This is a genomic window from Rhizobium sp. JAB6 (assembly GCF_003024605.1).
Classification (GTDB): domain Bacteria; phylum Pseudomonadota; class Alphaproteobacteria; order Rhizobiales; family Rhizobiaceae; genus Rhizobium.
Map to the genome: position 1 here is coordinate 214,549 of NZ_PYJQ01000010.1, position 24,860 is coordinate 239,408.

Annotated in this window: 24 protein-coding genes and 1 pseudogene; 14 read left to right on the forward strand and 11 right to left on the reverse strand. The window is 60.4% G+C overall.

All coding sequences use genetic code 11. The features are described from left to right. The first annotated feature begins 12 nt into the window (after nt 1-12). From C7U61_RS17345 to trmD, 4 genes are all read left to right on the forward strand, one after another. Nucleotides 13-315, forward strand: coding sequence for a chorismate mutase (locus C7U61_RS17345; protein ID WP_069614775.1), 303 nt, complete (start codon nt 13-15; stop codon nt 313-315). A 126-nt stretch (nt 316-441) separates the two neighbouring features. Continuing rightward, nucleotides 442-801, forward strand: coding sequence for a 30S ribosomal protein S16 (rpsP, locus tag C7U61_RS17350; protein ID WP_069614776.1), 360 nt, complete (start codon nt 442-444; stop codon nt 799-801). A 181-nt stretch (nt 802-982) separates the two neighbouring features. Continuing rightward, on the forward strand, nt 983-1,561 hold the full coding sequence (gene rimM / locus C7U61_RS17355; RefSeq protein ID WP_106999326.1) for a ribosome maturation factor RimM: 579 nt from the start codon (nt 983-985) through the stop codon (nt 1,559-1,561). 24 nt (nt 1,562-1,585) lie between these two features. Beyond that, on the forward strand, nt 1,586-2,278 hold the full coding sequence (gene trmD, locus C7U61_RS17360; protein ID WP_106999327.1) for a tRNA (guanosine(37)-N1)-methyltransferase TrmD: 693 nt from the start codon (nt 1,586-1,588) through the stop codon (nt 2,276-2,278). Between the two features lie 211 nt (nt 2,279-2,489). Here trmD and C7U61_RS17365 read toward each other — a convergent pair whose 3' ends face one another. Next, nucleotides 2,490-3,944, reverse strand: a complete 1,455-nt coding sequence (locus C7U61_RS17365; RefSeq protein WP_106999328.1) for an NCS1 family nucleobase:cation symporter-1 — start codon at nt 3,942-3,944, stop codon at nt 2,490-2,492. 369 nt (nt 3,945-4,313) lie between these two features. On the opposite strand from C7U61_RS17365, the gene rplS reads away from it, so the two are divergent. The 4 genes from rplS (at nt 4,314) to leuC (ending at nt 8,572) form a co-directional block, all read left to right on the forward strand. Continuing rightward, nucleotides 4,314-4,850: a 50S ribosomal protein L19 gene (gene rplS, locus C7U61_RS17370; protein WP_069614778.1), complete on the forward strand. Its 537-nt coding sequence runs from the start codon at nt 4,314-4,316 to the stop codon at nt 4,848-4,850. Nucleotides 4,851-5,176: 326 nt separating this feature from the next. Then, the gene (locus tag C7U61_RS17375) at nt 5,177-5,974 is read left to right on the forward strand and encodes a transporter substrate-binding domain-containing protein (protein ID WP_106999329.1); all 798 of its coding nucleotides are present in this window, start codon (nt 5,177-5,179) and stop codon (nt 5,972-5,974) included. Between the two features lie 34 nt (nt 5,975-6,008). Beyond that, nucleotides 6,009-6,887, forward strand: coding sequence for an amino acid ABC transporter permease (locus C7U61_RS17380; RefSeq protein ID WP_106999330.1), 879 nt, complete (start codon nt 6,009-6,011; stop codon nt 6,885-6,887). A 275-nt stretch (nt 6,888-7,162) separates the two neighbouring features. Beyond that, a complete protein-coding gene (leuC, locus tag C7U61_RS17385; RefSeq protein ID WP_106999331.1) occupies nt 7,163-8,572 on the forward strand; it encodes a 3-isopropylmalate dehydratase large subunit in 1,410 nt (469 codons plus the stop codon). Between the two features lie 197 nt (nt 8,573-8,769). Here the strand turns inward: leuC and C7U61_RS17390 are convergent, their stop codons facing one another. Then, the gene (locus C7U61_RS17390) at nt 8,770-9,666 is read right to left on the reverse strand and encodes an EamA family transporter (protein ID WP_106999516.1); all 897 of its coding nucleotides are present in this window, start codon (nt 9,664-9,666) and stop codon (nt 8,770-8,772) included. A gap of 83 nt (nt 9,667-9,749) precedes the next feature. Between C7U61_RS17390 and C7U61_RS17395 the strand changes: the two genes are divergently transcribed. The 3 genes and pseudogenes from C7U61_RS17395 (at nt 9,750) to C7U61_RS17405 (ending at nt 11,930) form a co-directional block, all read left to right on the forward strand. Then, the gene (locus tag C7U61_RS17395; RefSeq protein ID WP_106999332.1) at nt 9,750-10,238 is read left to right on the forward strand and encodes a MarR family transcriptional regulator; all 489 of its coding nucleotides are present in this window, start codon (nt 9,750-9,752) and stop codon (nt 10,236-10,238) included. Between the two features lie 146 nt (nt 10,239-10,384). Then, nucleotides 10,385-10,668, forward strand: a pseudogene (locus C7U61_RS19685) (MFS transporter); the annotation flags it as partial. Nucleotides 10,669-10,838: 170 nt separating this feature from the next. Next, on the forward strand, nt 10,839-11,930 hold the full coding sequence (locus C7U61_RS17405; protein ID WP_162703278.1) for an acyltransferase: 1,092 nt from the start codon (nt 10,839-10,841) through the stop codon (nt 11,928-11,930). A gap of 73 nt (nt 11,931-12,003) precedes the next feature. Here C7U61_RS17405 and C7U61_RS17410 read toward each other — a convergent pair whose 3' ends face one another. Beyond that, on the reverse strand, nt 12,004-12,834 hold the full coding sequence (locus C7U61_RS17410) for an aldo/keto reductase (RefSeq protein ID WP_106999335.1): 831 nt from the start codon (nt 12,832-12,834) through the stop codon (nt 12,004-12,006). Between the two features lie 141 nt (nt 12,835-12,975). Continuing rightward, complete coding sequence (locus C7U61_RS17415) at nt 12,976-13,524, reverse strand: L,D-transpeptidase family protein (RefSeq protein WP_106999336.1); 549 nt, start codon at nt 13,522-13,524, stop codon at nt 12,976-12,978. Between the two features lie 148 nt (nt 13,525-13,672). Between C7U61_RS17415 and C7U61_RS17420 the strand changes: the two genes are divergently transcribed. Both C7U61_RS17420 and C7U61_RS17425 read left to right on the forward strand, forming a co-directional pair. Further along, complete coding sequence (locus C7U61_RS17420) at nt 13,673-14,356, forward strand: response regulator transcription factor (RefSeq protein ID WP_106999337.1); 684 nt, start codon at nt 13,673-13,675, stop codon at nt 14,354-14,356. A gap of 7 nt (nt 14,357-14,363) precedes the next feature. Continuing rightward, nucleotides 14,364-14,819 (forward strand): cyclic nucleotide-binding domain-containing protein, encoded by a 456-nt coding sequence (locus tag C7U61_RS17425; protein WP_106999338.1) that lies wholly within the window; start codon nt 14,364-14,366, stop codon nt 14,817-14,819. Nucleotides 14,820-14,834: 15 nt separating this feature from the next. Here the strand turns inward: C7U61_RS17425 and C7U61_RS17430 are convergent, their stop codons facing one another. The 6 genes from C7U61_RS17430 to tesB form a co-directional block, all read right to left on the reverse strand. Then, nucleotides 14,835-15,638 (reverse strand): exodeoxyribonuclease III, encoded by an 804-nt coding sequence (locus C7U61_RS17430; protein WP_106999339.1) that lies wholly within the window; start codon nt 15,636-15,638, stop codon nt 14,835-14,837. 201 nt (nt 15,639-15,839) lie between these two features. Next, nucleotides 15,840-16,502, reverse strand: coding sequence for an outer membrane lipoprotein carrier protein LolA (locus tag C7U61_RS17435; RefSeq protein ID WP_106999517.1), 663 nt, complete (start codon nt 16,500-16,502; stop codon nt 15,840-15,842). 134 nt (nt 16,503-16,636) lie between these two features. Next, a complete protein-coding gene (locus tag C7U61_RS17440; RefSeq protein WP_106999340.1) occupies nt 16,637-19,306 on the reverse strand; it encodes a DNA translocase FtsK in 2,670 nt (889 codons plus the stop codon). A gap of 273 nt (nt 19,307-19,579) precedes the next feature. Continuing rightward, nucleotides 19,580-20,947, reverse strand: a complete 1,368-nt coding sequence (locus tag C7U61_RS17445; protein ID WP_106999341.1) for an ammonium transporter — start codon at nt 20,945-20,947, stop codon at nt 19,580-19,582. A 28-nt stretch (nt 20,948-20,975) separates the two neighbouring features. After that, nucleotides 20,976-21,326 carry a P-II family nitrogen regulator gene (locus C7U61_RS17450; protein WP_015341499.1) on the reverse strand — a complete coding sequence of 117 codons (351 nt, stop codon included), beginning with the start codon at nt 21,324-21,326 and terminating at the stop codon, nt 20,976-20,978. 213 nt (nt 21,327-21,539) lie between these two features. After that, complete coding sequence (tesB, locus tag C7U61_RS17455) at nt 21,540-22,424, reverse strand: acyl-CoA thioesterase II (RefSeq protein ID WP_106999342.1); 885 nt, start codon at nt 22,422-22,424, stop codon at nt 21,540-21,542. An 81-nt stretch (nt 22,425-22,505) separates the two neighbouring features. Here tesB and C7U61_RS17460 point away from each other — a divergent pair, with 81 nt between their 5' ends. After that, nucleotides 22,506-23,720 (forward strand): ubiquinone biosynthesis hydroxylase, encoded by a 1,215-nt coding sequence (locus C7U61_RS17460; protein ID WP_106999343.1) that lies wholly within the window; start codon nt 22,506-22,508, stop codon nt 23,718-23,720. Nucleotides 23,721-23,761: 41 nt separating this feature from the next. Here the strand turns inward: C7U61_RS17460 and C7U61_RS17465 are convergent, their stop codons facing one another. After that, nucleotides 23,762-24,640 (reverse strand): LysR substrate-binding domain-containing protein, encoded by an 879-nt coding sequence (locus C7U61_RS17465; RefSeq protein WP_106999344.1) that lies wholly within the window; start codon nt 24,638-24,640, stop codon nt 23,762-23,764. Nucleotides 24,641-24,860 lie beyond the last annotated feature (220 nt).

Here is a 24,860-nt window from a genome sequence, read left to right on the forward strand (position 1 = left end):
TCGTTGACCCCCATGATTGATCCAGACGTCAAGGCCCAACTGGGCAAATACCGCCAGTCGATCGACAATATCGATGCCGCGCTGGTGCATATGCTGGCCGAACGCTTCCGCTGCACGAAGGAAGTGGGCGTGCTGAAGGCCAAGTACGACCTGCCGCCGGCCGATCCGGCGCGCGAAGAATTTCAGATCGAGCGTCTGCGCCGCCTGGCAAAGGACGCCAATCTGGACCCGGATTTCGCCGAGAAGTTCCTGAACTTCGTCATCAAGGAAGTCATCCGGCATCATGAACAGATCGCTGCGGATTTCAAAGGGTAACCCCCGGCCGCATGATCCCAAAAGGCGCAGGACGTTTTCGAGAGGGATCATACAGCATGAAAAAAGCAGCGCGACGTAACCATGCCGCACAACGAAGCGGTCAAGAAAAGCCTAAGGAGAATTAACATGGCATTGAAAATTCGTCTCGCCCGCGGTGGCTCCAAGAAGCGCCCGTATTACCACGTTGTCGTAGCCGACGCCCGTTCGCCACGCGACGGCCGTTTCCTGGAGACCCTCGGCTCCTGGAACCCGATGCTGGCCAAGGACGACGCCAAGCGCGTTGAACTGAAGGTCGAACGCATCAAGCATTGGCTCGACCACGGCGCACAGCCGACCGACCGCGTTCTGCGCTTCCTCAACGAAGCCGGTATTGCAAAGCGCGAAGCCAAGAACAACCCGGAAAAGGCAAAGCCGGGCAAGAAGGCTCAGGAGCGCGCTGCCGAAAAGGCACAGAAGGCTGCTGACGCCGCTGCTGCTTCCGAGTAATCGGACCTCGCATTCATTGAAAACGGGTGGCATGGCGACATGCCGCCCGTTTTTTGTTTCCCATCGGCAAATGTTCAGCCTATGAGAGAACCAACTGCAGCGCCGCGCGTCGCATGGAGGCGCAAAGGCCGCTGCAGCATTTTGGATCTGCTGCATAATCCCGGCAACCGGCGAAGAGACCATGACGAAACTGCAAAACCCGGTATTGATGGCGACCATCGGCGCGGCACAAGGCTTGCGAGGCGAGGTGCGCGCCCGCGCCTATACGTCGGATCCGACTGCGCTCGGCGATTACGGACACCTGCACAGCATGGACGGCCGCAGCTTCGAAGTTCTGGAAATCCGCGAGGCCAAGAACGTCGTCATCGTGCGCTTCCGCGGCATCAACGACCGCAATGCCGCCGAGGCGCTGAACGGCCTGGAACTCTATATCGAGCGTGACAACCTGCCGGATGACGAACTCGACGACGACGAATTCTTCTACACCGATCTCGAAGGGCTGGAAGCCGTCGATGATCAGGGTGTCGGCTATGGCACGGTCAGCGGCATCTATGATTTCGGTGCCGGCGACCTGCTGGAGCTGAAAGGTCCGGGCAAGCGCCCCGTGCTGATCCCCTTTTCCGAAGCCGCCGTGCTCGAGATCGATCTGGAGGCCGGCAAGATTTTAATCGATCCTCTGGCCGCGGGACTTGTCGACAACCCGGACGACCTCATCGGCAAGTCGGAAAAACCCGAAAAGCCGCGCAAGCCGAAGAAGTGAGCCTTATTGGGAAGTGACCGCGCCATGAGTTTTCGGGCGACCATATTGACGCTTTATCCCGAGATGTTTCCCGGCCATCTCGGCACGTCCCTTGCCGGCAAGGCCATGGAACGCGGGCAGTGGTCGCTGGATACAGTACAGATCCGCGATTTCGCCACGGACAGGCACCGCACCGTCGACGACACGCCGGCCGGCGGCGGCGCCGGCATGGTACTGAAGCCGGATGTGCTTGCCCGCGCCATTGACCATGCCAGCGAGAACGACAGCCGCCCGCGCCTGCTCATGAGCCCACGCGGCAAGCCGCTGACGCAGAGGCGGGTGCGTGAACTCGCCGCCGGCGATGGTGTCATCATCGTCTGCGGCCGTTTCGAAGGGGTCGACCAGCGGGTGATCGACGGGCGCAATCTCGAAGAGGTCTCGATCGGCGATTACATCCTCTCCGGCGGCGAGCCGGCAGCCCTTATCCTGCTCGACGCCATCGTCCGCATTCTGCCCGGCGTCATGGGCAACGATCTTTCCGGTCTTCACGAAAGCTTCGAAGGCGGCCTGCTCGAACATCCGCAGTACACGCGGCCGCAGGTCTGGGAAGGACGCGAGATTCCAGCGATACTGATCTCCGGCAATCATGGCGCCATCGCCAAATGGCAGAGGCAAGAGGCGGAGAAGCTGACGAAAGAACGCCGGCCGGATTTGCTTGACCAAACGCCCAGGGAGTAGCCGATCGAAGGCGATGGGGCGCCCGCCGAAACCTCACCGATCAATTGAAATTCCAGACAGCCCCAGATAGCGCCCGCCGAGCACGATGGTCAGCGAGCAGGCCGCTGCCATTTAACCGTGATGACCCGGCGAATTTGCTTGACCCGCCACTTCAAGAGCGGCGGATCGAAGCTTCGTGACAATATGCCCTGCCGAAGCCGGACATCGGATATTACTTTTGCAAAGCGGCGGCAGCCGGTGCGCCGCGCATCCTGAGCACATAATAGACCCCGCCGCCGATGGCGACGCCGAAGAACCAGCCATAGGTCCCCCACCAATCCGGCAGAATGCTGGTGAAGGTCGGCAGGATCGACGAGAACAGGCCGCCGATGACGAAGGCGATCAAAGCGTTGACATTCCAACCGCTCTGGAACGCGAACTCGCCGTTCTCATGATAGAGCGCCTCGACATTGAGCTGACCTTTGCGGATCAGATAATAGTCGACCATCATGATGCCGAAGATCGGGCCCATGGTGGAACCGATGAAGTTGACGAAATGCGCGGCGCCGGTCTCCCATGGCGCGAAGGGATAAAGCACCAGCGCGATCAACGCTGCGATATAGCCACCGCGCTTGAAGCTGATATGCTTCGGGAAGACATTGGCGAAGTCGAAGGCCGGCGAGACGAAATTCGCCACGACGTTGATGCCGAGCGTCGCCACCGCGAAGGTGAGCGCCGCCAGCAAGGCCAGGAACCAACTGTCGAATTTTGCCGAGATCGCTTCCGGATGCAGCAGCACTTCGCCATAAACGGCAAATGCTGCCGTCGTCGTCACGCCCGCAACGAGGCAGAAAGCCAAAAGGTTGATCGGCAGACCCCAAAGATTGCCCTTGCGCAGGGTTTTGGTGTCCGTGGCATAGCGCGAGAAATCGCAGAAGTTCAGATAGAGCGCCGCAAAATAGGTGATCCAGGTCGCGGCGACTGCGGCAAGCGCGGCAAAGCTGCCCGGTTCACCCGGCACGCCGGCATCCTTGGTCTTGTCGAGCAGCACATCCCGCGGAATTTCGGCGCCGAAGGAGAAGGTGCCGGACTTCACCACCAGATAGACGGCAAGAAAAAGCATCATCACCCAGACCGCCGGACCGGCCCAATCCTGAAACTTGCGCACCGTCTCCATGCCGTGCTGAATGATCAGCAACTGCAAGCCCCATACGATGACATAGCAGATGATTTCCAGCGTGGAGTGGCCGAGCAAATGGCTATTCTGATGGAAGGCAAGAATGCTGTCGTTGCGCGTCAGCAGTGCGACGATCGCACCGGAAGCTGCCGCCGTCTGCGCGCCGTACCAGAAGCAGGCGACAACGGCGCGGACCAGCGCCGGTAGATTGGCGCCGAATGTGCCGAATGAAGCACGCGCCAGCACCGGGAAGGGCACGCCGGTCTTGACGCCGGCGTTTCCTACAAGGCTCATAAAGAAGAAGATCACCAGCGAACCGATGCCGATGGCGATGACGAAGTTGATGAAGCTGCCGCAGAGCAGAAAAAGACTGGCGGCGAGATAGTAGCCCCATAGACTATGGACGTCTGAGGTCCAGACGTTGAAAATACTGAAAGCTCCCCATTTCCGCTCTTTGGCTGGTGCCAGATCCTCGTTGTAAAGCGAGGGCGATGGATTATTCACTGTCATGACTGCCCCTTTCTCAGTTCCCCTGGTGAAACTTTTATCAGTTCCTCTACCGAGAGAAGTGTGCCGCACGACGTGAATTTTGACAATTATTTAAACGCTTCGGATACCGGCTTATTTTTTAGCCAGCGCGTGGAATGCGCCCCTCAAAAGCGGCCTCTCGTTCATGAAATTACCCCATAAAGGGGTGACAAAGCCGCGACAATAGGATATGTGCGCGCCGGCATGGGAAATTTCCCATCAACCAGCAAAGAAGAGCAGACGTATTCGCTCCTGCCTGAACGGGCATATATCCGAGGCGTGATCTCAGGGTCCGACCAAAGATAGAATGATGAGCGCTCTGGCTGTTGAACCAACAACGAGGTTGATAACATGAACATCATTCAGCAGTTGGAAGCCGAACAGGCTGCCAAGATCGAAGCCAAGCGCACGCTTCCCGAATTTTCCGCTGGCGACACCGTTCGCGTCAACGTGAAGGTCACGGAAGGCAACCGTACCCGCGTTCAGGCCTATGAAGGCGTTTGCATCGCTCGCTCCGGCGGTGGCCTGCAGGAAAACTTCACGGTCCGCAAGATCTCCTACGGCGAAGGCGTTGAGCGCGTATTCCCCGTTTACTCGCCGATGATCGAAAGCGTCGAAGTCGTTCGTCGCGGTAAGGTCCGTCGCGCCAAGCTCTACTACCTGCGCGACCTGCGCGGTAAGGCTGCCCGTATCGTCGAAAACACCGGCACCCGCGCCCGCAAGCTCAACGACGCAGAGCGCCAGGCTCTGGCCGACGAGAAGGCACGCATCGAAGCCGAAAAGGTTGCAGCCGCTCAGGCGCTCGCAGCCGAGAAGGCAGCAGCCGAAGCCGCAGAAGCAAAGGCAGCCGCAGAAGCAGCTGCTGCAGCCGAGCCGGCAGCGGAATAAGTTTCGATCCACTTCGGATCGCAAAGCTTGAAGGCGGCCCTCGGGTCGCCTTTTTGCTGTCTGCCGTCAGCACCGAGCGAAAACGATCTTTCTCAATTCGCGGCCCGCTTTAGAGTTGCTTTCCCATTTTTATGATCGCGGCCGTGGCAATAGCCTTGCCATCCGCTTTCCAAATATGACAGTTTTCCGCCACTCCGGCGTCGGGTGATTTCAGGTCGAATCGGCCTGAAAATCTGGATCCGCGCCAGAAGCAAATAGGGAGAGCATGATGTTGTCCGAAAACCGGTGACACTTTTCGGCATCATGCTCTAATCGGGGAGATTTCCATGGCATTCCGTCGTTCGTTCCTTCTGGGCCTTGGCGCCCTCATGCTTGCACCTTTCGCTTCTTTCGCCGCCGATCTTCCGAATCTCAACGGCAGGACCGTCATCGTCGTTACCGAGAATGCCTATCCGCCGCTGCAGTTCATCGATCCGAAGACGAACAAGGCGATCGGCTGGGAATATGACGCCATGAACGAGATAGCCAAGCGCCTGAATTTCAAGGTCGAGTACCAGAACACCAGCTGGGACGCGATGATCCAGGCCGTTTCCGAAGGCCAGTACAACATCGGCATGACCGGCATCACCATCAAGGACGACCGCAAGCAGAAAGTCGATTTCTCCGACCCCTATATGCGCTCGCAGCAGTTCATGCTCGTGCGTGGTGACGAGAAGCGCTTCACCGACGCCAAGAGCTTCGCCGCCGTCAAGGATGCGCTGATCGGCGCGCAGCCCGGCACGACGCCCTTCTACACCGCCGTCTATGAAGTCCTCGACGGCAACGAGCAGAACCCGCGTATCAAGACCTTCGAAACCTTCGGCGCCACCGTGCAGGCACTGAAGACCGGCGATGTCGACATGGTGCTGACCGACGGCACGGCGGGCAAGGGCTATGTCGATGCCTCCAATGGCGGCCTGAAGCTGGTCGGCGGCCCGCTCGGCACCGAGGATTTCGGCTTCATCTTCCAGAAGGGCTCCGATCTCGTCGCCCCGGTCAATGCCGCGATTGCCAGCCTCAAGGCCGACGGCACACTCGACGCGCTGAACAAGAAGTGGTTCCTCGACTATAAGATGGGCCAATGAGCCCTGCAGATCGACATACTGGAAGCCCGCTCTGATGGCACCTTTGGCAGGCCCGGGCGGGCACCGCGGCAAGGAAGACTTTCCCTGGTGGCTGGTGGCCCTCGCTATCCTCGGCATCGTCGCTTCCTTCGCAATTGCGGCGAACGGCCTCTATGCCCAGATTTTCTCCCTTCTGCTGAATGGCATCGGCGTCACGGTCTTCGTGACGCTGGTGGCCTTCACGCTGGCCATGCTGCTCGGCCTCGGGCTCGCGCTGCTCGGCCTGTCGGATTTCCTCGTGCTCCGGCAAATCGCGCGTTTCTATATCGAGATCGTGCGTGGCATTCCGATGCTGGTGCTGCTTTCCTATGTCGCCTTCGTCGGCACGCCGGCCTTTGTTGCCGTCTATAACTTCATCACATCCCCGCTGATCTCCGTCGGCTGGACGGCGCCGCTCGTCACCCGCGACGTGCCTTTCGTCTGGCGCACGATCATCGCGCTGACCATCGGCTATTCATCCTTCATCGCCGAAATCTTCCGCGCCGGCATCCAGGCGGTCGACCAGGGTCAGATCGAAGCGGCAAAGGCATTGGGCCTCAGCCGTTTCCAGCGCTTTCGCCTCGTCGTCTTTCCTCAGGCGATCCGAGTCATCCTGCCGCCGCTGTCGAACGATTTCATTGCCATGGTGAAGGACAGCTCGCTCGTTTCAGTCCTCGGGGTCGCCGATATCACCCAACTCGCCAAGCTCTATTACTCGGCCAATTTCCGCTACTTCGAAACGCTGTCCATCCTTGCCTTCATCTATTTGCTGCTGACGATCGGTCTGTCCCTGCTGCTCAGGCAGCTCGAAGCCTGGATGCGCCGCCGCTCCGGCAGCGACCGCTCCGCCTTCCCCCGCATGGTGGCGCGCCAGCCGCCGGAAGCGCAGGTGTGATCGGTTCGGCCGGATCCCGGCCGTTCCGATACAGCCTATCGTCGCCATTGCCGAAGGTTTTGAAAATTGATATGAGCATGGCCATGAGTAAGATCATGAGCAAAGACGGACGTTACGTCACGGCTTTCGTGCTGCAGGACCACAAGCGCCTGCCGGCACGCTTCTTTGCGATGATTTCGGGCGCGCTCAACAGCCGACTTCGCTGATCACACCCGAGGCCGGCGGTCCTGATCCGTCAATCCCCTTTTCGATAATGCCAATATGGATCTGTAGCCATGAGCGCTCCACGCACACTGTACGACAAAATCTGGGATGACCACCTGGTCGACAGCCAGGAAGACGGTACCTGTCTTCTCTACATCGACCGTCATCTCGTTCACGAAGTGACGTCGCCGCAAGCCTTCGAAGGCCTGCGCATGTCCGGCCGCAAGGTTCACGCGCCGCAGAAGACGCTGGCCGTCGTCGACCACAATGTCCCGACCTCGCCGGATCGCCACCTCGGCATCAAGAACGAGGAAAGCCGCATCCAGGTCGAGCAGCTTGCCAAGAATGCCGCCGAATTCGGCGTGGAATACTACTCCGAAAACGACAAGCGCCAGGGCATCGTCCACATCATCGGACCCGAGCAGGGCTTCACCCTGCCCGGCATGACCATCGTCTGCGGTGACAGCCATACCTCGACCCACGGCGCCTTCGGCTCGCTCGCCCATGGTATCGGCACCTCGGAGGTCGAGCATGTGCTCGCCACGCAGACGCTGATCCAGAAGAAGGCCAAGAACATGCTGGTGCAGGTCGACGGCCAGTTGCCGCCGGGCGTCACCGCCAAGGACATCATCCTCGCCATCATCGGCGAGATCGGCACCGCCGGCGGCACCGGCTACGTTATCGAATATGCCGGCGAAGCCATCCGCTCGCTGTCGATGGAAGGCCGCATGACCATCTGCAACATGTCGATCGAAGGCGGCGCCCGCGCTGGCCTGATCGCTCCGGATGAGACTACCTTTGAATATATCAAGGGCAAGCCGCGCGCGCCGAAGGGCGAAGCGCTGGAGCAGGCAATCGCCTATTGGAAGACCCTGAAGTCCGACGAAGGCGCGCATTACGACCGCATCGTCAAGCTCGATGCCGCAAGCCTGCCGCCGATCGTCTCCTGGGGCTCCTCCCCGGAAGACGTCATCTCCGTACAGGGCGTTGTTCCGAACCCGGACGAAATCCAGGACGAGACCAAGCGTGCCTCCAAGTGGCGCGCGCTCGACTATATGGGTCTGAAGCCGGGCACGCCGATGACCGAGATCAACGTCGATCGCGTCTTCATCGGCTCCTGCACCAACGGCCGCATCGAAGACCTGCGCGCCGTCGCCAAGGTCGTCGAAGGCAAGAAGGTCGCCTCCACGGTGGATGCCATGATCGTTCCGGGCTCCGGCCTCGTGAAGGAACAAGCCGAAGCCGAAGGCCTCGACAAGATCTTCAAGGCTGCCGGCTTCGACTGGCGCGAGCCTGGCTGTTCCATGTGCCTCGCCATGAACGACGACCGCCTGAAGCCGGGCGAACGCTGCGCCTCGACCTCGAACCGCAACTTCGAAGGCCGCCAGGGCTTCAAGGGCCGCACGCATCTGGTCTCGCCCGCCATGGCCGCAGCCGCCGCGATCGCCGGCCACTTCGTCGATATCCGCGAGTGGAACTGATCCTTTCAAGGACATGAATGATAAAAGGGCGGCCCCATGAATGGCCGCCCATTTCGTTTGTGGATAGAAAATCGCATATCAAACGGGGTTGGTGCCCAACGCACCTTCTCCCCTCGGGGAGAAGGTGGCCCGAAGGGGTCGGATGAGGGGGACAATGGCCTTGGACTCATCAGCTTCGGTGTCCCCGGCATACCCCCTTATCCGCCTGTCGGCACCTTCGCTCCCGGAGAAGGAGTCTGCCCGGCCGGAGCCTGCTGCGCCCGCTGGCTCAGCCAGACGCTGGCGAGCACAATGATGATGCCGAAGATCTGCATCGGGCTCAGCTGCTGGCCGAGCACGGCCCAGCCGAGGATTACCGCGGTCGTCGGGCTGAGGAAGCCGAGCGGCGAAACCATCGAGGGTTCGAGCCGCGACAGACCGCGGAACCAGAGAATATAGGTCAGCGCCGCGCCGATCAGCCCGAGATAGGCAAAGCCGAGAATGTTTGCGCCGGTCAGATGCGGCAGCGCAGGCTCAAGCAGCAGCGCTACCGGCAGCAACAGCACGCCGCCCGCCGTCAGTTGCCATGCCGTGAAGGTCAGGGGCGAGACATCGGGCCGCCAGCGGCGGCTGAGCACGGTTCCGGCCGCCATGGAGAAGGCGCCGGCGATGCCGGCAACAATGCCGGTCGGATCGAGCGTTGCATTCGGCGTCAGGATCAGCAGCGCGACACCGCCGATACCGGCAATCGCCGCAATGATGGAAAGGCTGCGGATCGGCGACCCCAGCAGAAATCGTGCGAGCACGATGACGATCAGCGGCTGGACGGCACCGACCGTCGCGGCCACGCCACCCGGCAGCCGGTAAGCCGAAATGAACAGCAGCCACCAGAAGACCGAGAAATTCAGCGCCCCGAGCACCAGCGACTTCAGCCACCAGGCCCCATGCGGCAGCCGCCGCACGATAAGGAGCAGTAGCAAGCCGGCCGGTAGCGCGCGCAGCATCGCGACCGTAAGGGGATAGCCGGCGGGCAAAAGCTGCGTCGTCACCAGATAGGTGCTGCCCCAGATCGCCGGCGCGATGGCGGTGAGCAACAGGTCGACATTGCGGTTCATGGCATCAGCCTCGAAATTTATCTTGACCTCAAGATAACTCAAGATACCTTGACGTCAAGATAAATTTATGGCGTGATCCCGGCATGGATCGCATCGACAAAATTCTTGAGCAATGGCGCCGCGAACGGCCTGACCTGGACACGACCGCCATGGGCCTGCTCGGGCGCCTGCGCAATCTCGCGCTTCATCTCTCACGCGAGATGGAGAAGACCTTCGGCCGCTTCAACCTGAACGCGGCGAATTTCGATATGCTGGCGACCCTGCGCCGCTCGGGCGAACCCTACACCCTCTCCCCCAGCGACCTGATGGAGACGATGATGGTGTCATCGGGCACGATGACCAATCGCATCGATCAGCTCGAGAGGGCCGGCCTCGTCGCTCGCAGCCAGAATCCGGATGATGGCCGCAGCTTCCTGATATCCCTGACGCCGAAAGGCTTCGAGCTTATCGACGCGGCGGTGACGGCGCATGTCGAAACGCAGAAACGCCTGATCTCCACTCTTTCTGAAGGCGAACGAAAGGCTCTTGACCGGCTGCTGCGCAATTATTTAGCCGACCTCGAATCTGGTTGAACGCGATCCGGGGCAGATATCGCGAATTCAGCCCCTCAGCCAGCGATGCGCCGGGTCGACATCCATCCGCGGATGCCAAAGCAGCGAGATCATGACATCCTGGTTATCGCGACCGCAAACTATGCGCTCATTCAGGGGTCCAACAAAGCACGATCATGGAGGACATAAATGCGGAGCAACGTGGCGTGATTTCCGGTATGTTGAGCTGTCACGAAATCTTGGCCTGATCGCCGGCGCAGCCGTCATGGGGGCGGTCTTCGCCTTCGCCTCCGGAGCTGCCGACATCACGGCTGCACATCCGGACGCAGTGGCGAGCGGAACGCAGATTGCATTTGCGGTGGCTGCTCTGCTGATCGCTGGGACACTCGCCGTGGCTATTATGAATATTGCCTTGCTAAGACGCGCCACCTTCTCGCCTGGGGAATTGTAGAGCGCTTAACCTTATTTTCTGGCATCTACTTGGCGTTGTGCACAATATTAACCGAAGCCCACTGTCATGAGCTGCAAGAATGATATTCAGGAGTCGAGTTTCGGCAAATGCTACTCGGAGATGACAAGGTATCTTTAACAGCGTCTGCGAAACTAACGTCATTGGAAGCGATGCGCGGCATCGCCTCCATAATCGTCATGTTCCATCATTTCTGCCTTGCCTTCCTGCCTTGGATCAAGGAACCATATCCAAAGGGCCTGGCCGGCACACCATTCGCCTGGATCATGCGTGGCGAGTCGGCGGTAACCTTCTTTTTTGTCCTTTCCGGCTTTGTACTCGCTCTGAAATTCTATCGGCGCCCTGAATACAAGTCGTTACTCATATCCGCGTTGAAACGACTTCCGAGACTGATGGGACCCGCAGCCGTCTCAATCTGCTGCGGCTTCCTCATCCTGTTTTTCAGCCTCCACTATAATGAGGAAGCCGCTCTCATAACGGGTTCTGACTGGCTCAAGACGTTCGGAAATGCCTATCTGCCGCAAGACTTCACGCCGACACCCGCATCCGCAATCGGACAATTCCTGCTGGTTTTCCTCTTAAAGAACCATTTCTGGTACAATTCCAATCTTTGGACGATGCGATACGAATATTTTGGCAGCCTTCTCGTTTTTCTGCTGTGCGGGCTGACGATGCGCCGATCATCGATCGTGCAGCTGATACTGATGATCGGCTCTGCCTACCTCCTCTGGAGGTACGGTCACGCACTCCTGCCATTTGCCGCAGGCACCTATCTGGCATTCCTCTTCGCATCGACGGGCATGAAAGCCGTCGACAATATCTGGATTGCCGCGCTCGTTGGTCTCATCTCGGTTCTCCTGCTCTGCTCGCTCGATCTCGATCTCCAGATTGCCGGATCCATAGGCCTGATGGTCTGTCTCATCTATTGCCCGAAACTCGCGCGTCCACTCTCGGGCAGGCTCGGCCGACTGTTGGGACGTTTCTCCTTCCCTCTTTACCTCGTGCATTTTCTGGTGATCGCGTCGGTGTCGTCCTTGGGCTTTGCCACCATGTACGATTGGTGCGGTTCCTACGCATGGGCCGCAACGGTCGCGGGGATCATCACTGTTCTCGTGAGCTTGGCCGCAGCAATTCCATTGCTGCTTTTCGATGAGCGCTGGGTCGCGACCGTAAACGATATTGCCTCGATGGTGAGCAGGAACGCAGCGGCAATGTACAAGGCGCGCTTTCCAATATCGGACTAAATGCTGAGAAAGCAAAAAGGCCCGGCTGCCATCGCAACCGAGCCTCCTTCAAACCTGGAGATTCGCAAGCGGGTTAAAAGCTCGCCGTCAGCGGATCCGGGCCGATGCGGCCGCCGGCCGAATCGAGCTTGGCGATCTCTGCCAGATCGTCGCCGTCGAGCTTGAAATCGAATACCCTATGGTTTTCCTCGATGCGGCTCGGCGTCACCGATTTCGGGATGACGATCAGACCATTGTCGATGTGCCAGCGGATGATGATCTGTGCAGGGGTGCGGCCATGCTTGGCGGCGATCTTGCCGATGACGGCATTGGTGAGAAGCTTGCCCTGGCCGAGCGGGCTCCAGGATTCGGTCTTGATGCCGAGCTTGTCGTGCACGGCGCGCAATTCCTTCTGCTGGAAGGTCGGGTGCAGCTCGATCTGGTTGAGGACGGGCGTCACCCCGGTCTCGCCGATGATACGTTCGAGATGCGCCGCGGCAAAATTGGAAACGCCGATCGAGCGGGCACGGCCTTCTTCCTTCAGGCGCACGAAGGCCTTCCAGGTATCGAGATAGCGGTTGCGATGCGGCGACGGCCAATGGATGAGGTAGAGATCGATATAGTCGGTGCCGAGCCGCTTCAGGCTTTCGTCGAAGGCCTTCAGCGTGGAATCGAAGCCTTGCGCCTCGTTCCATAGCTTGGTGGTGAGATAGATGTTCTCGCGGGCAACGCCCGACTGGCGCACGCCTTCGCCCACACCATCCTCATTGGCATAGATGGCTGCGGTGTCGATATGGCGGTAACCGGCTTTCAAAGCCGTGCTGACGGCCATCGGCGCGACGTTTTCCGGCGTCTGCCAGACGCCGAGGCCGACCTGGGGAATGGAATTGCCGTCATTGAACGTGATTGTCGGTTGGGCGGTCACGATAAGTCTCCAAAGGATGATAAGGGGGTGGAGTGAAGGCGTAATTTAAATTCTGAAAGATGGGCGGTCAGGTCCGCAAAGGCGCACCGGTCGAAATCCCATATAGTGGAGAATATCGGGATGTTAACCCCGGGCGGCATTTCAGACAACCCGAACGGTCGTACCTTTCCGCAGGGATGGCAGGATGCGCTTCATGTCGCGCAGGCTGACTGCGACACACCCGGCCGTCGGCTCATATCCCGGCCTGATCAGGTGGAAGAAAATCGCTGAGCCGCGGTTGCGCCGGCGCGAGCGCACATTCCAATCGAGCACCAAGCAGATATCGTAAAGACCGTCGCCCCGCCGCAATTCCTCGTGACTTGGTTTGAAGGGCGCCTTCACCGGCCTGTTGTAGTTGGGATCGTCGGATTGATCGCACCAGAGCATATCCTTGCGGATATGCCGCATCGGCAGGGCTGTCCGTAGAAAGCGGACGCGATCGCCGCGCGTGAAGCCGTAGAGCAGCTTCATGGCGGCAATGGGCGTCGCGCCGTCGCCCTCCCGCTTCAATATGCTGCGTCCGGACCGGCCGATCGCCGCCAGCACGGTCATGCCCCCAACCCGCACCAATGCGCGCGTCTTCTGGACCGGCGCAGGCCGCACGACGATCGTCGATGCGGTCCGCCCTGCCCCCGCTCTTGTCTTTTGCATTTTCCTCACATGTTTTTGCTTTGCGTGTGATTTCGTTTGAAATCATAGCAGTTTCAACCAAACGACCAAGCCTGAGTCGCCTCGCGACTTGCCAAAAGTGCAATTTGGCGTAGGACTTAGGAGGAATGAGAACAAGGACCCGAACGGCATGACGGCACGCACCATTCTCCTGGTGGATGATGACAACGACCTGCGTGAGATGTTAGTCGAGCAATTATCGCTTTACGAGGAATTCAACGTCCTGCAGGAAGTGACCGCCGGAAAGGGCGTGCAGACGGCGCGTACCGTACCCGTCGATCTCCTGATCATGGATGTCGGCCTGCCCGATATGGACGGCCGCGAGGCCGTGAAGCTGCTGCGCAAGAACGGCTTCAAGCCGCCGATCATCATGCTGACGGGCCATGACACGGACTCCGACACCATCCTCGGGCTTGAAGCCGGCGCCAACGATTACGTGACGAAGCCTTTCCGCTTCGCCGTCCTCCTCGCCCGCATTCGCGCGCAGCTGCGCCAGCACGAGCAGAGCGAGGACGCGACCTTTACCGTCGGTCGCTACCTCTTCAAGCCCAGCCAGAAGCTGCTCACTACCGAAGACGGGCAGAAGATCCGCCTGACGGAAAAGGAAGCGGCCATCATCCGCTATCTCTATCGCGCCGACCAGAGGGTCGTGACCCGCGATATCCTTCTTGAAGAGGTCTGGGGCTACAATTCCGGCGTCACCACCCATACGCTCGAGACGCATGTCTACCGCCTTCGCCAGAAGATCGAACGCGATCCCTCCAACGCCGAAATCCTGGTCACGGAAAACGGCGGCTACAAGATCATTCCGTAGGCAATCGATGGCGCTGAACGACGATATCCGACTGCTGTCGCAACTGCCGCTGTTTCACGGCATGGGCGACGAGCCGCTGCGGCTGATCGCCTTCGGCGCCGACCGCCGCCATGTGAATGAAGGCCAGACGCTGTTCCGCGAGAAATCGCCCGCCGAATGCGCCTATGTCATCACGCGCGGCAGTTTCGAGCTCAGCACCATCGACGCAGACGGCCGAAAGCAGGTGGAAGCGATAGTCCAGGCAGGCACCATGCTTTCGGAACTGGCGATGGTGACCTTGGTGGAGCGGAAGTATACGGCTGTCGCCGCCGAAGAATCCGACGTGATCCGCATCACGCGCGCCCTCTTTCACCGGTTGATCGAAGAATATCCGGACGCCGGTCTGCTGATCCAGAACCGCATCCGTGAAAACTTCGCCGCTCTGGCGAGGCAAGCGGCCGCAATGCTCGGCCGCTTCTCTTAAAACGAGCAATCCCTTTTAGAGATTGAAATGCGCCACGACCGGCACGTGGTCGGACGGACGGTCCCAGCCGCGCGCCGCCTTCAGAATCTCGATCCTCTGCAGATGCGGACCGAGATCAGATGACGACCAGATGTGATCGAGACGACGGCCGCGATCGGCGGCCTCCCAGTCCTTGGCGCGATAGCTCCACCACGTATAGAGCTTTTCGTTTTCCGGCACCTGCTGGCGCATCAGATCGAGCCAGGAGCCGCGCTTCATCACCTCGAGCAACCCTTCTGTCTCCACAGGCGTATGACTGACGATCTTTAAAAGCTGCTTGTGCGACCAGACGTCATGCTCCAGCGGCGCGATATTCAGATCGCCGACAAGGATGGCGGAGGTGTTCTGCTCGGCATTGGCATGCAGCTTCTTCATCTCCTCGATGAAATCGAGCTTGTGGCCGAATTTCGGATTGATCGTGCGATCAGGTTCGTCGCCGCCGGCCGGAACATAGAAATTATGCAGGCGGATGCGCCGGCCGCCGCGCTCGAAGATGGCCGAGATATGCCTGCTGTCGCCGACATTGCAATAATCCTGGCGATGATCCTCGGTCAGCGGGAAACGCGAGGCGATTGCCACCCCATGATAGCCCTTCTGACCATGGATGATGATGTGCTCATAACCAAGCGCGCGGAGCGGCGCATGGGGGAAAAGCTCGTTCGGAACCTTGGTTTCCTGCAGGCAGAGAATATCCGGCCGGGCCTGCATGACGAACCGCTCGACAATGGGCATACGCAGCCGCACCGAGTTGATATTCCAGGTCGCAATCGAAAATCCCATGCCCGAGCCTTTCCTTAGAGCAATTCGAGGAAAAGTGCGCAGCGTTTTTCCATCCGGAATTGCGTCAAAACAGACAGCCGGAGCGACTGAGCGATTCGATCAAGCGCTGGTCTCTCCGGTCAGCGTAAGGCTTTAGACCGGCTGCAGCGGAAAGAAAAGCGCCATTCCGCGCTTACCTATGGCTCGGTACGGAGACGACGCTCAGCGCGTGTAATCGATGCGGAAAACGCTGTCGTCGAAGGCAACGTTGGTCTTCACGTTGTTGATGATCACGTCGGTCGTCTTGCCCTGCGGATCGATGACGGTCCACTGGCGCAGGTCGTAGGTCTTCGAATCGAAGATCATCGTGATGGTGGAATCGCCGAACACAGTCCGGTTGCCGAGCGTGATCTTGGTGAGATCCGGTTTCGAATCGACATCGCGAACCATGTCGGCGGAAAGATCGATCTTGTTGGCGAGCAGCAGGCTCAGCGGCGTCTTCGACAGCTGATACATGTTTCGCGTCTGCGTCTGGTCGTTGATGACCTGCACATTGTTGCCGTCGCAGATCACGCGCATGCGAGACGGCGGATCGTAGTTGAAACGCATCTTGCCGGGCCGCTGGATGAAGAAGGAGCCGCTCATCTGATCGCCGCGCGGGCCGATCTGCAGGAAGCCGCCCTTCATCGTCTTGATGGACGAGAAATGATCGGCGATGGCCTGGGCAATACCGGGATTGAGGGTAGCGGCAGCTGTCTGGGTCTGCGCCTGCGCGAAAGCCGAAACCGGCAGCACGCCTGCCGCGCCGAACGCAACCACGGCACCGAGCAAATGCCGGCGGGTCAGGGAAAGTCGGCTGGACGGCTGCGCATCAAACTTTGTCATCGAATTCTCCTTCATGCTTCGTCCATGGCGCGCAAAATCGGCGTCTTCATGGCGCAACGGCTAAGGCCGGTAAGGGGTTGCGATCAAATTTCCCTGAACTTCGCCCGGATATGCCGCTGAAAGGAACTTTGGCCTCAGCGATCCAGAATATCCGCTTCGGTCGGAACGAGAATTTCGCGCTTGCCGGCATGGTTGGCCGGACCGATCACGCCCTCCTGCTCCATGCGCTCGATCAGCGACGCCGCGCGGTTGTAGCCGATACCGAGGCGGCGCTGGATATAGGAGGTCGATGCCTTGCCGTCACGCAGCACGATTGCGACCGCCTGATCGTAAGGGTCCTCCGAATCGGAAAGATTGGAGGTGCCGACCGGACCGTGACCGTCATCATCCTCTTCATCATCGGCGGTAATGGCATCGAGATATTGCGGCGCGCCCTGCGTCTTCAGATAGGCGACGATATCCTCCACTTCGCCGTCGGAGACGAAGGGACCGTGGACGCGCTGGATACGTCCGCCGCCCGCCATGTAGAGCATGTCGCCCATGCCGAGCAGCTGTTCGGCTCCCTGCTCGCCGAGAATGGTGCGGCTGTCGATCTTCGAGGTAACCTGGAAGGAGATGCGTGTCGGGAAGTTCGCCTTGATCGTGCCGGTGATGACATCGACCGAGGGGCGCTGTGTCGCCATGATGACGTGGATCCCGGCTGCACGGGCCATCTGCGCCAGACGCTGCACCGCGCCTTCGATATCCTTGCCCGCGACCATCATCAGGTCGGCCATCTCGTCGATGATGACGACGATATAGGGCATCGGCTTCAGGTCGAATTCTTCCGTTTCGTAGATCGCCTCGCCGGTCTGGCGATCGAAGCCGGTCTGCACCGTGCGGCTGATCGCCTCGCCCTTGGCAACGGCCTGCTCGACGCGGCTGTTGAAGCCGTCGATATTGCGCACGCCGATCTTCGACATCTTCTTGTAGCGCTCTTCCATCTCGCGGACGGTCCATTTGAGCGCAACGACGGCCTTCTTCGGATCCGTGACGACGGGCGAGAGCAAATGCGGAATGCCGTCATAGACGGAGAGTTCGAGCATCTTCGGATCGATCATGATCAGCCGGCACTGCTCGGGCGTCATGCGGTAGAGCAGCGACAGGATCATGGTATTGATCGCGACGGACTTACCCGAGCCCGTGGTGCCGGCGACGAGCAGATGCGGCATCTTGGCGAGATCGGCAATCACGGGCTCGCCGCCGATCGTCTTGCCGAGCGACATGGCAAGCTTCGCCTTGGAGGCCTCGAAATCGCGGCTGGCGATGAGCTCGCGCAGATAGACCGTCTCGCGCGTCGAATTCGGTAGTTCGATGCCGATCGCATTGCGGCCGGGAACGACGGCGACGCGGGCGGCGATCGCGCTCATCGAGCGGGCGATATCGTCGGCGAGGCCGATGACGCGGGACGATTTGATGCCGGGCGCCGGCTCCAGCTCGTAAAGCGTGACGACCGGACCGGGGCGGACATGGATGATTTCGCCCTTGACGCCAAAATCCTCCAGCACGCCTTCGAGCATGCGGGCATTCTGCTCCAGCGCATCGGCAGAGAGCGTCGCATCGCGGGCAACAGCCTTCGGTTCGGCAAGCAGATGGGCGGCGGGGAGCTGGAAACCATACGGACGGATGAAGGAGGTCTGCGCCTCGCGCTCTGCCCGCGCGCCGGGCTTCGGGCGCGGAGCGGCTGGCGTGACGCGATGGCCGGCGGCGGCTCCCTTCGGGGCGGCCGGGGCCAACGGCCAATCCTCATCTTCGTCGTCGGGCAGGATATCGGCCGGACGCCGGGGATCGCGATCATAAAGAGAATCCTCGTCCTCATCGTCGTCACCGAGACTGATCGAGGGCGCGGAAACGACGCGGCGGGCGGCGGGCACATCCATGGAGGGCTCGAGACGGTCGCCTCGCGCCATCGGCGCCTTGGCGCGCACGGGCTCGTTCAGCGTGCCGAATTCGTCATCGTTGAAATCGTAAGGGGCATCGAAGGCATGGTCGCGGCGCTTGCGCGGACCCATGCCGAACAGCCGGCGCAGGCGGGCCTGGGTGTTGTACCAGGCATGCATGACCGCGCCGAAAGCCATGAAATTGGCGAGGAAGCTGCCGCGGTCATCATCCTCGTCGACGTCGCCCACCCGGCGGGCACGGCTGCGGGTTTCCTCGTAATCGTCCTCATCCTCCCCGTCTTCCACGAGGTTTTCGCCGATGATGCCGGAGGCAAAGAGCATGAGCCATGCGGCCGGCACGGCAAGAACCGAACCGATGATGATGGCGACCACACCGCTCGGATAGGTGCCGATGAAAAGGGCCGGGAGGCGCAAAAGAAGATCGCCGACGACACCGCCGATACCGTTCGGGATGGGCCAGGTCGGCGGCGCCGGGAAGCAGGCGATGGAGCCGGCCGCGACGATGCAGCCGCCGAACCAGGCGCCGAGGCGCGAGGGCACACGATGAAGCTTGCGGTTGGCAATCAGCGCGAAGGCCCAGGCGACGACGGGCAGCATCGCCAGAACCGAGGCAAGGCCGAACGACTGCATCACGATGTCGGCAAAGGCGGCGCCGGGAAAGCCGAGCAGGTTGGTCGGCGCGTTGGCGGTGGCATAGGAGTAGCTGGGATCCATGACGTTCCATGTCGCCAGCGCCGCAACGGCGAGTGCCAGCAGGAACAATATCGCGAAGCCCGACAGCCCCTTGATCTGACGCCAAACCACGCTCGAAAGCGATAAACGGTCGGGGCGACCGCTCAACGCCGCCGAATTGCTTCTGCCCATGATATCAAGCCCCGTTCCAGTCCAAAGCGCAAGCGAATCGGTCTATGCCCACTCGCCGGCAGGTTAGCCATACCTAATCAGAGGAGGGTTAATGGCATGTTAACCATGCACGCCGAGCGGGGGGATCGCCGGCTTTTCCGGCTGGATATGATTGCACCAAAGAAAAGGGCCCGAACCGAGGTCCGGGCCAAGAGCGGCCTATTTGCGATGAAACAGGACGCGACGGGATGTTGAGCGAAACCGGAAGTTTTGCTCCGGTTTCGCAAGCTCCGATCAGGAATTATGGTAGGCGGCTTCGCCGTGCGAAGCGAGGTCGAGACCTTCACGCTCGGCTTCCGGAGCGACGCGCAGGCCGATGATGACATCGACCACCTTGTAGAGGATCGCCGAGCCGATGCCGCACCACAGGATTGTCGTGACGACGGCGGTCAGCTGGACGACGACCTGGCTGCCCATCGTGACACCGTCGGCATAGCCGACGCCGCCGAGCGAGGCGCTGGCGAAGATGCCGGTCGCAATGGCGCCGAAGATGCCGCCGATGCAGTGTACGCCGAAGACGTCGGCCGTATCGTCATAGCCGAACTTGTTCTTCACGACAGAGACGAAGAAGTAGCAGAGCGGCGAGACGATCAGGCCCATGACGATCGCGCCCATCGGGCCGGCGATACCGGCTGCAGGCGTAATGGCGACGAGACCGGCGACCATGCCCGAAGCACCGCCGAGCATGGAGGCCTTGCCGCGGGTGAAGGTTTCGACCAGCGACCAGGAGATGATGGCGGCCGCGGTTGCGACGAAGGTGTTGACGGTTGCGAGCATTGCGCCGCCGGATGCTTCAAGGTTCGAACCGGCATTGAAGCCGAACCAGCCGACCCAGAGCATGGATGCGCCGACCATGGTCAGCGTCATGGAATGCGGAGCCATCATGTCCTTGCCGAAGCCGACGCGCTTGCCGACGAGCAGGGCGCCGACGATGCCTGCGATACCGGCATTGATGTGAACGACGGTGCCGCCTGCGAAGTCGAGGGCGCCCATCTTGAAGAGCATGCCGTTGGAATCCCAGACCATGTGAGCGATCGGGAAGTAGACGAAGGTCGCCCACAGCGCGCAGAAGAGCACGGCTGCGCCGAACTTGATGCGCTCGGCGAAGGCGCCGATGATGAGCGCCGGCGTGATGGCGGCAAAGGTCATCTGGAACAGCATGAAGATGAATTCAGGGATGACGACGCCCTTGGAGAAGGTGGCCGCCGTGGTCGAAGTCGAGACGCCCGAAAGGAACATCTTGGCCGTGCCGCCCCAATAAGGACTGGTGCCGCCGCCGAAGGCGAAGGAGTAACCGTAGAGAACCCAGAGGATCATCACGACAGCGCCGATCATCGTGCACTGCATCAGCACCGAGAGCATGTTCTTGGCGCGGACGAGGCCGCCATAGAACAGCGCAAGGCCTGGCACGAGCATGAACAGCACGAGAATGGTGGAGATGAACATGAAGGCGGTGTCGCCCTTGTCGGGAACAGGAGCGGCGGCGGTCGCGGCCGCAGCAGCCGGGGCGGCCTCCTGCGCAAAGGCGATCGCCGGCGCAAGCAAGGCCGCAGAAAGCGCGCCCACCCGTGTCAAGGCGGAGGAAATCGTGGAAAATGACATGCAAATAACTCCCTGGTCCGCCGTGTTCTTACAGCGCTTCTGAATCGGTTTCGCCCGTACGGATGCGCACGGCATGGTCGATGGAATAGACAAAGATCTTGCCGTCGCCGATCTGGCCGGTCTTGGCGGCCGACGCGATGGCCTCGACGGCCTTGTCGACGGTTTCGGATGCGACCGCGACCTCGATCTTCAGCTTCGGCAGGAAGCTGACGGCATATTCGGTGCCGCGATAGATCTCGGTATGCCCCTTCTGGCGCCCGTAGCCCTTCACTTCGGTCACAGTCAGGCCCTGGATGCCGACAGCCGTGAGGGCCTCACGGACCTCATCGAGCTTGAACGGCTTGATAATGGCCATCACAATTTTCATCTGGTTTCCCATCCTTTGTTAGCCTCGGCACGGAGCCGACTCTCCTTGCCGCCGACGATTGTTTTTGCAGCGACTGGCCATACACATTCAAAGGACGTGCCAGATTCGTGACACATTTATAACCTATTGAAATAAAACGGATTTTTTGCGCAGACCCAATAAAGCGGCATTTGTCGCCGCGCGAGCCGCACAAACAAAGTGCAAATTTATAAAATTGCACTTTATTTAATCATTTGCCTTTTTACGAATCAGACCCTCCTGCGCCACCGACGCAATCAGGACACCGGATCGTGTAAACAGGCTGCCGCGGGTAAACCCGCGCGCGCCGGAGGCGCTGGGGCTCTCCTGGCTGTAGAGCAGCCAGTCGTCGAGCTTGAACGGGCGATGGAACCACATGGCGTGATCGAGGCTCGCCACCTGGACGGTCGGGTCCAGAACCGATGTCCCATGCGCATTCAGGGCAACATCGAGCAGCGTCATGTCGGAGAGATAGGCAAGCACGGCATTCTGGTAGAGCCGGTCATCCGGCACGGGTCCGGTGACCCGAACCCAGATATTCTGCCGCTGGCTTGGTTGAGAGCGCGAGAAATAGCTCTCGATCGACACCGGCCTGATTTCGATCGCCCGCTTGCGCTCCCAGTAGCGGCGCACATTCTCCGGCGCATGGGCGAGATAGCGCTGCTTGACCTGCTCTTCGTCCATCAATTCCTCCGGCATCGGCACGTCGGGCATCTCACCCTGATGATCGAAGCCGGGTTCGTCGACCTGGAAGGATGCGGTCAGCGCAAAGATCGCCTTGCCATGCTGGATGGCAAGCACCCGCCGCGTGTTGAAGCTCGAACCGTCACGCAGGCGATCGACCTGATAGAGGATCGGTACCGAAGGATCGCCGGGCAGCATGAAATAGGCATGCAGCGAATGCGCGAAGCGATCGCCATCCACCGTTCGCTGCGCCGCCATCAGCGCCTGGCCGATGACCTGACCGCCGAAGACGCGCTGCCAGCCGACCTGCGGGCTGTTGCCGCGAAACAGGTTCATCTCGATCGTTTCGAGATCGAGCGTCGCCAGCACGGTTTCCATCGGGGTGAGCTTCTCGGTCTCTCGCGACATTTTGCTTGAACTCCCATGGTAGGAACCGTCAACAGGATGCTCTATATAGAGCAGGACGTGACAGTAAGACAGGGAAGCGCTATGTTGGACATGCTGGTAGTGGGCGGCGGATATGTGGGTCTCGCCGCAGCGGTCGCAGTCAAGCAGGCCGCACCCCATCTCGACGTCATGATCGTGGAAGCCGCGCCGGAAACCGCCTGGAAGAAGGACATGCGGGCATCGGCGATCATCTCCGCTGCCTCGAAGATGCTGGAAGTCCTCGGCGTCTGGAACGAGATCGCGCCGGAGGCCGAAGCGATCACCCGCATGATCGTTACCGATTCGCGCACCGGCGATCCCGTCCGCCCGGTCTTCCTCACCTTCGACGGCGAAGTGGCCGAGGGCCACCCCTTCGCCCACATGGTGCCGAACCTCACCATGGTCGGGGCGCTTCGCGGCGCCTGCGAGCGCTTGGGCATTGCGATCAAGCATGGCCTCAGCGCCACCGGATTCACGACCGCCGACAACAAGACCACCCTTACCCTTTCGGATGGCAGCACGCTGGAAACGCGGCTTCTGGTCGCCTGCGACGGTGTGCGCTCCAAGCTGCGCGACATGGCCGGCATCAAGACCGTCAATTGGGACTACGGCCAGTCCGGCATCGTCGTCACCGTCGAGCATGAGCGGCCGCACGGCGGCTGCGCCGAGGAGCATTTCCTCCCCTCCGGCCCTTTCGCCATCCTGCCCTTGAAGAACAACCGCTCCTCGCTCGTCTGGACGGAGCGCACCTCCCATGCCGAACGACTGGTCGCCTCGGACGATCTCGTTTTCGAGGAGGAGCTGGAACGCCGCTTCGGCCATAAGCTCGGCGCGCTCACCACCGTCGGCGAACGCCGCGCCTTCCCGCTGGGCCTCACCCTTGCCCGCGCCTTCGTCGCGCCGCGCTTCGCGCTGGCCGGCGATGCCGCCCACGGCATCCACCCGATCTCCGGCCAGGGCCTCAATCTCGGCTTCAAGGATGTGGCCGCCCTTGCCGAAACCATCGTCGAGGCCGACCGCCTCGGCCTCGACATCGGCTCGATCAACACCCTCGAACGCTACCAGACCTGGCGCCGCTTCGACACTTTCCGCATGGGGGTGACGACCGACGTGCTGAACCGGCTGTTTTCCAATGATAACACCCCACTGCGCATCGCCCGCGACTTCGGGCTGGGGATCGTTGACCGCCTGCCCAGCCTCAAATCCTTTTTTATCGGCCAAGCGGCCGGGACGACTGCTAGGGATAATCCGCGGCTGCTGGCTGGCGAGGCGATTTGAGAAGTCGGGGTCGAATCGCCAATCTCTGAAGCGGAAAGCCGCTATACGAAGTTCCGCATCTCGGCATCCATCCAGCTGCAGAATTGACGGACCGCTCTTGATTCCGAACGGCGCTGGTAGCGATACATGCCGATTTCGACCGGTTCGTAGCCAGGCAGGTTTACCAGTGCCCCCGACTTCATTTCCCGACCCGTGAGGATGGTCGGTGCAAGCAGCACTCCAAGACCGGCAACGCAGGCATGAAGCGCGGCATCGTCCGTATCGAAGGCATGGCTGAAGGAAAGATCTGCGGGCGAAAGATGGAACGCCTCGCACCAGAGCTGCCAATCCCAGTTACCCACACAGCATTGCAAAGCTGGCAGGCGCGGAACGGCAATCTCCTGACGATTGGCCTCCTTTGCCAGGAGGCCCGGAGAAACGACCGGACGGCGTAGGTCGCGCGCAAGGAATTCCCATCCCTCCACGACCTCCCCAATCCGGAAATGACGAATGCTCACATCTGAGTCCGGAACTGCCGGAAAGCCGCGCGCGGAACTCGTTTCCACCCGGACGCGCACCTGCGGGCAGAAAGCGCGAAAGCGATCCAGCGACGGGATAAGCCAGCGCAGCGCTAGCGATGTGGTGGCATGGACGCCGATTTCGTTTTCATCGCGATAGAGGGCATCTGCCGAACGTTCGATGAGCCCGATCGCCGGCGCCACCTCCTGATAGAACCGCCGCCCCACTTCGGTGAGGGAGACGGTATTGTTTCCGCGGCGGAAGAAAATCACCCCAAGCTCATCTTCAAGCTTTTTGAGCTGGTGACTTACCGCGCCGGAGGTAACGCCAAGCTCGGCACCGGCCGCCACCAGGCTTCCCGTGCGTGCCACGATCGCAAACACCCTGATGGCATTGAGCGAGATGCGGTGTCGCTTCTGCATGAATTTTCCTCAACCTCCCCTCAAATTCCTCGTTTGAGCATAATGCGAAAATCAAGCACAACGGAGGTGGGATAACACCGGAAACTTGCGCTTTAAGCCCCACCCAATATCACAACGGACCTGGAACCACAGCAAGTGCAGCCACTAAGCCAGCATCAATTTCTTTTCGCCATCGCTGACGGAAATGCCGACGTTCCTCATTCCATAAGACGTAAAAGGT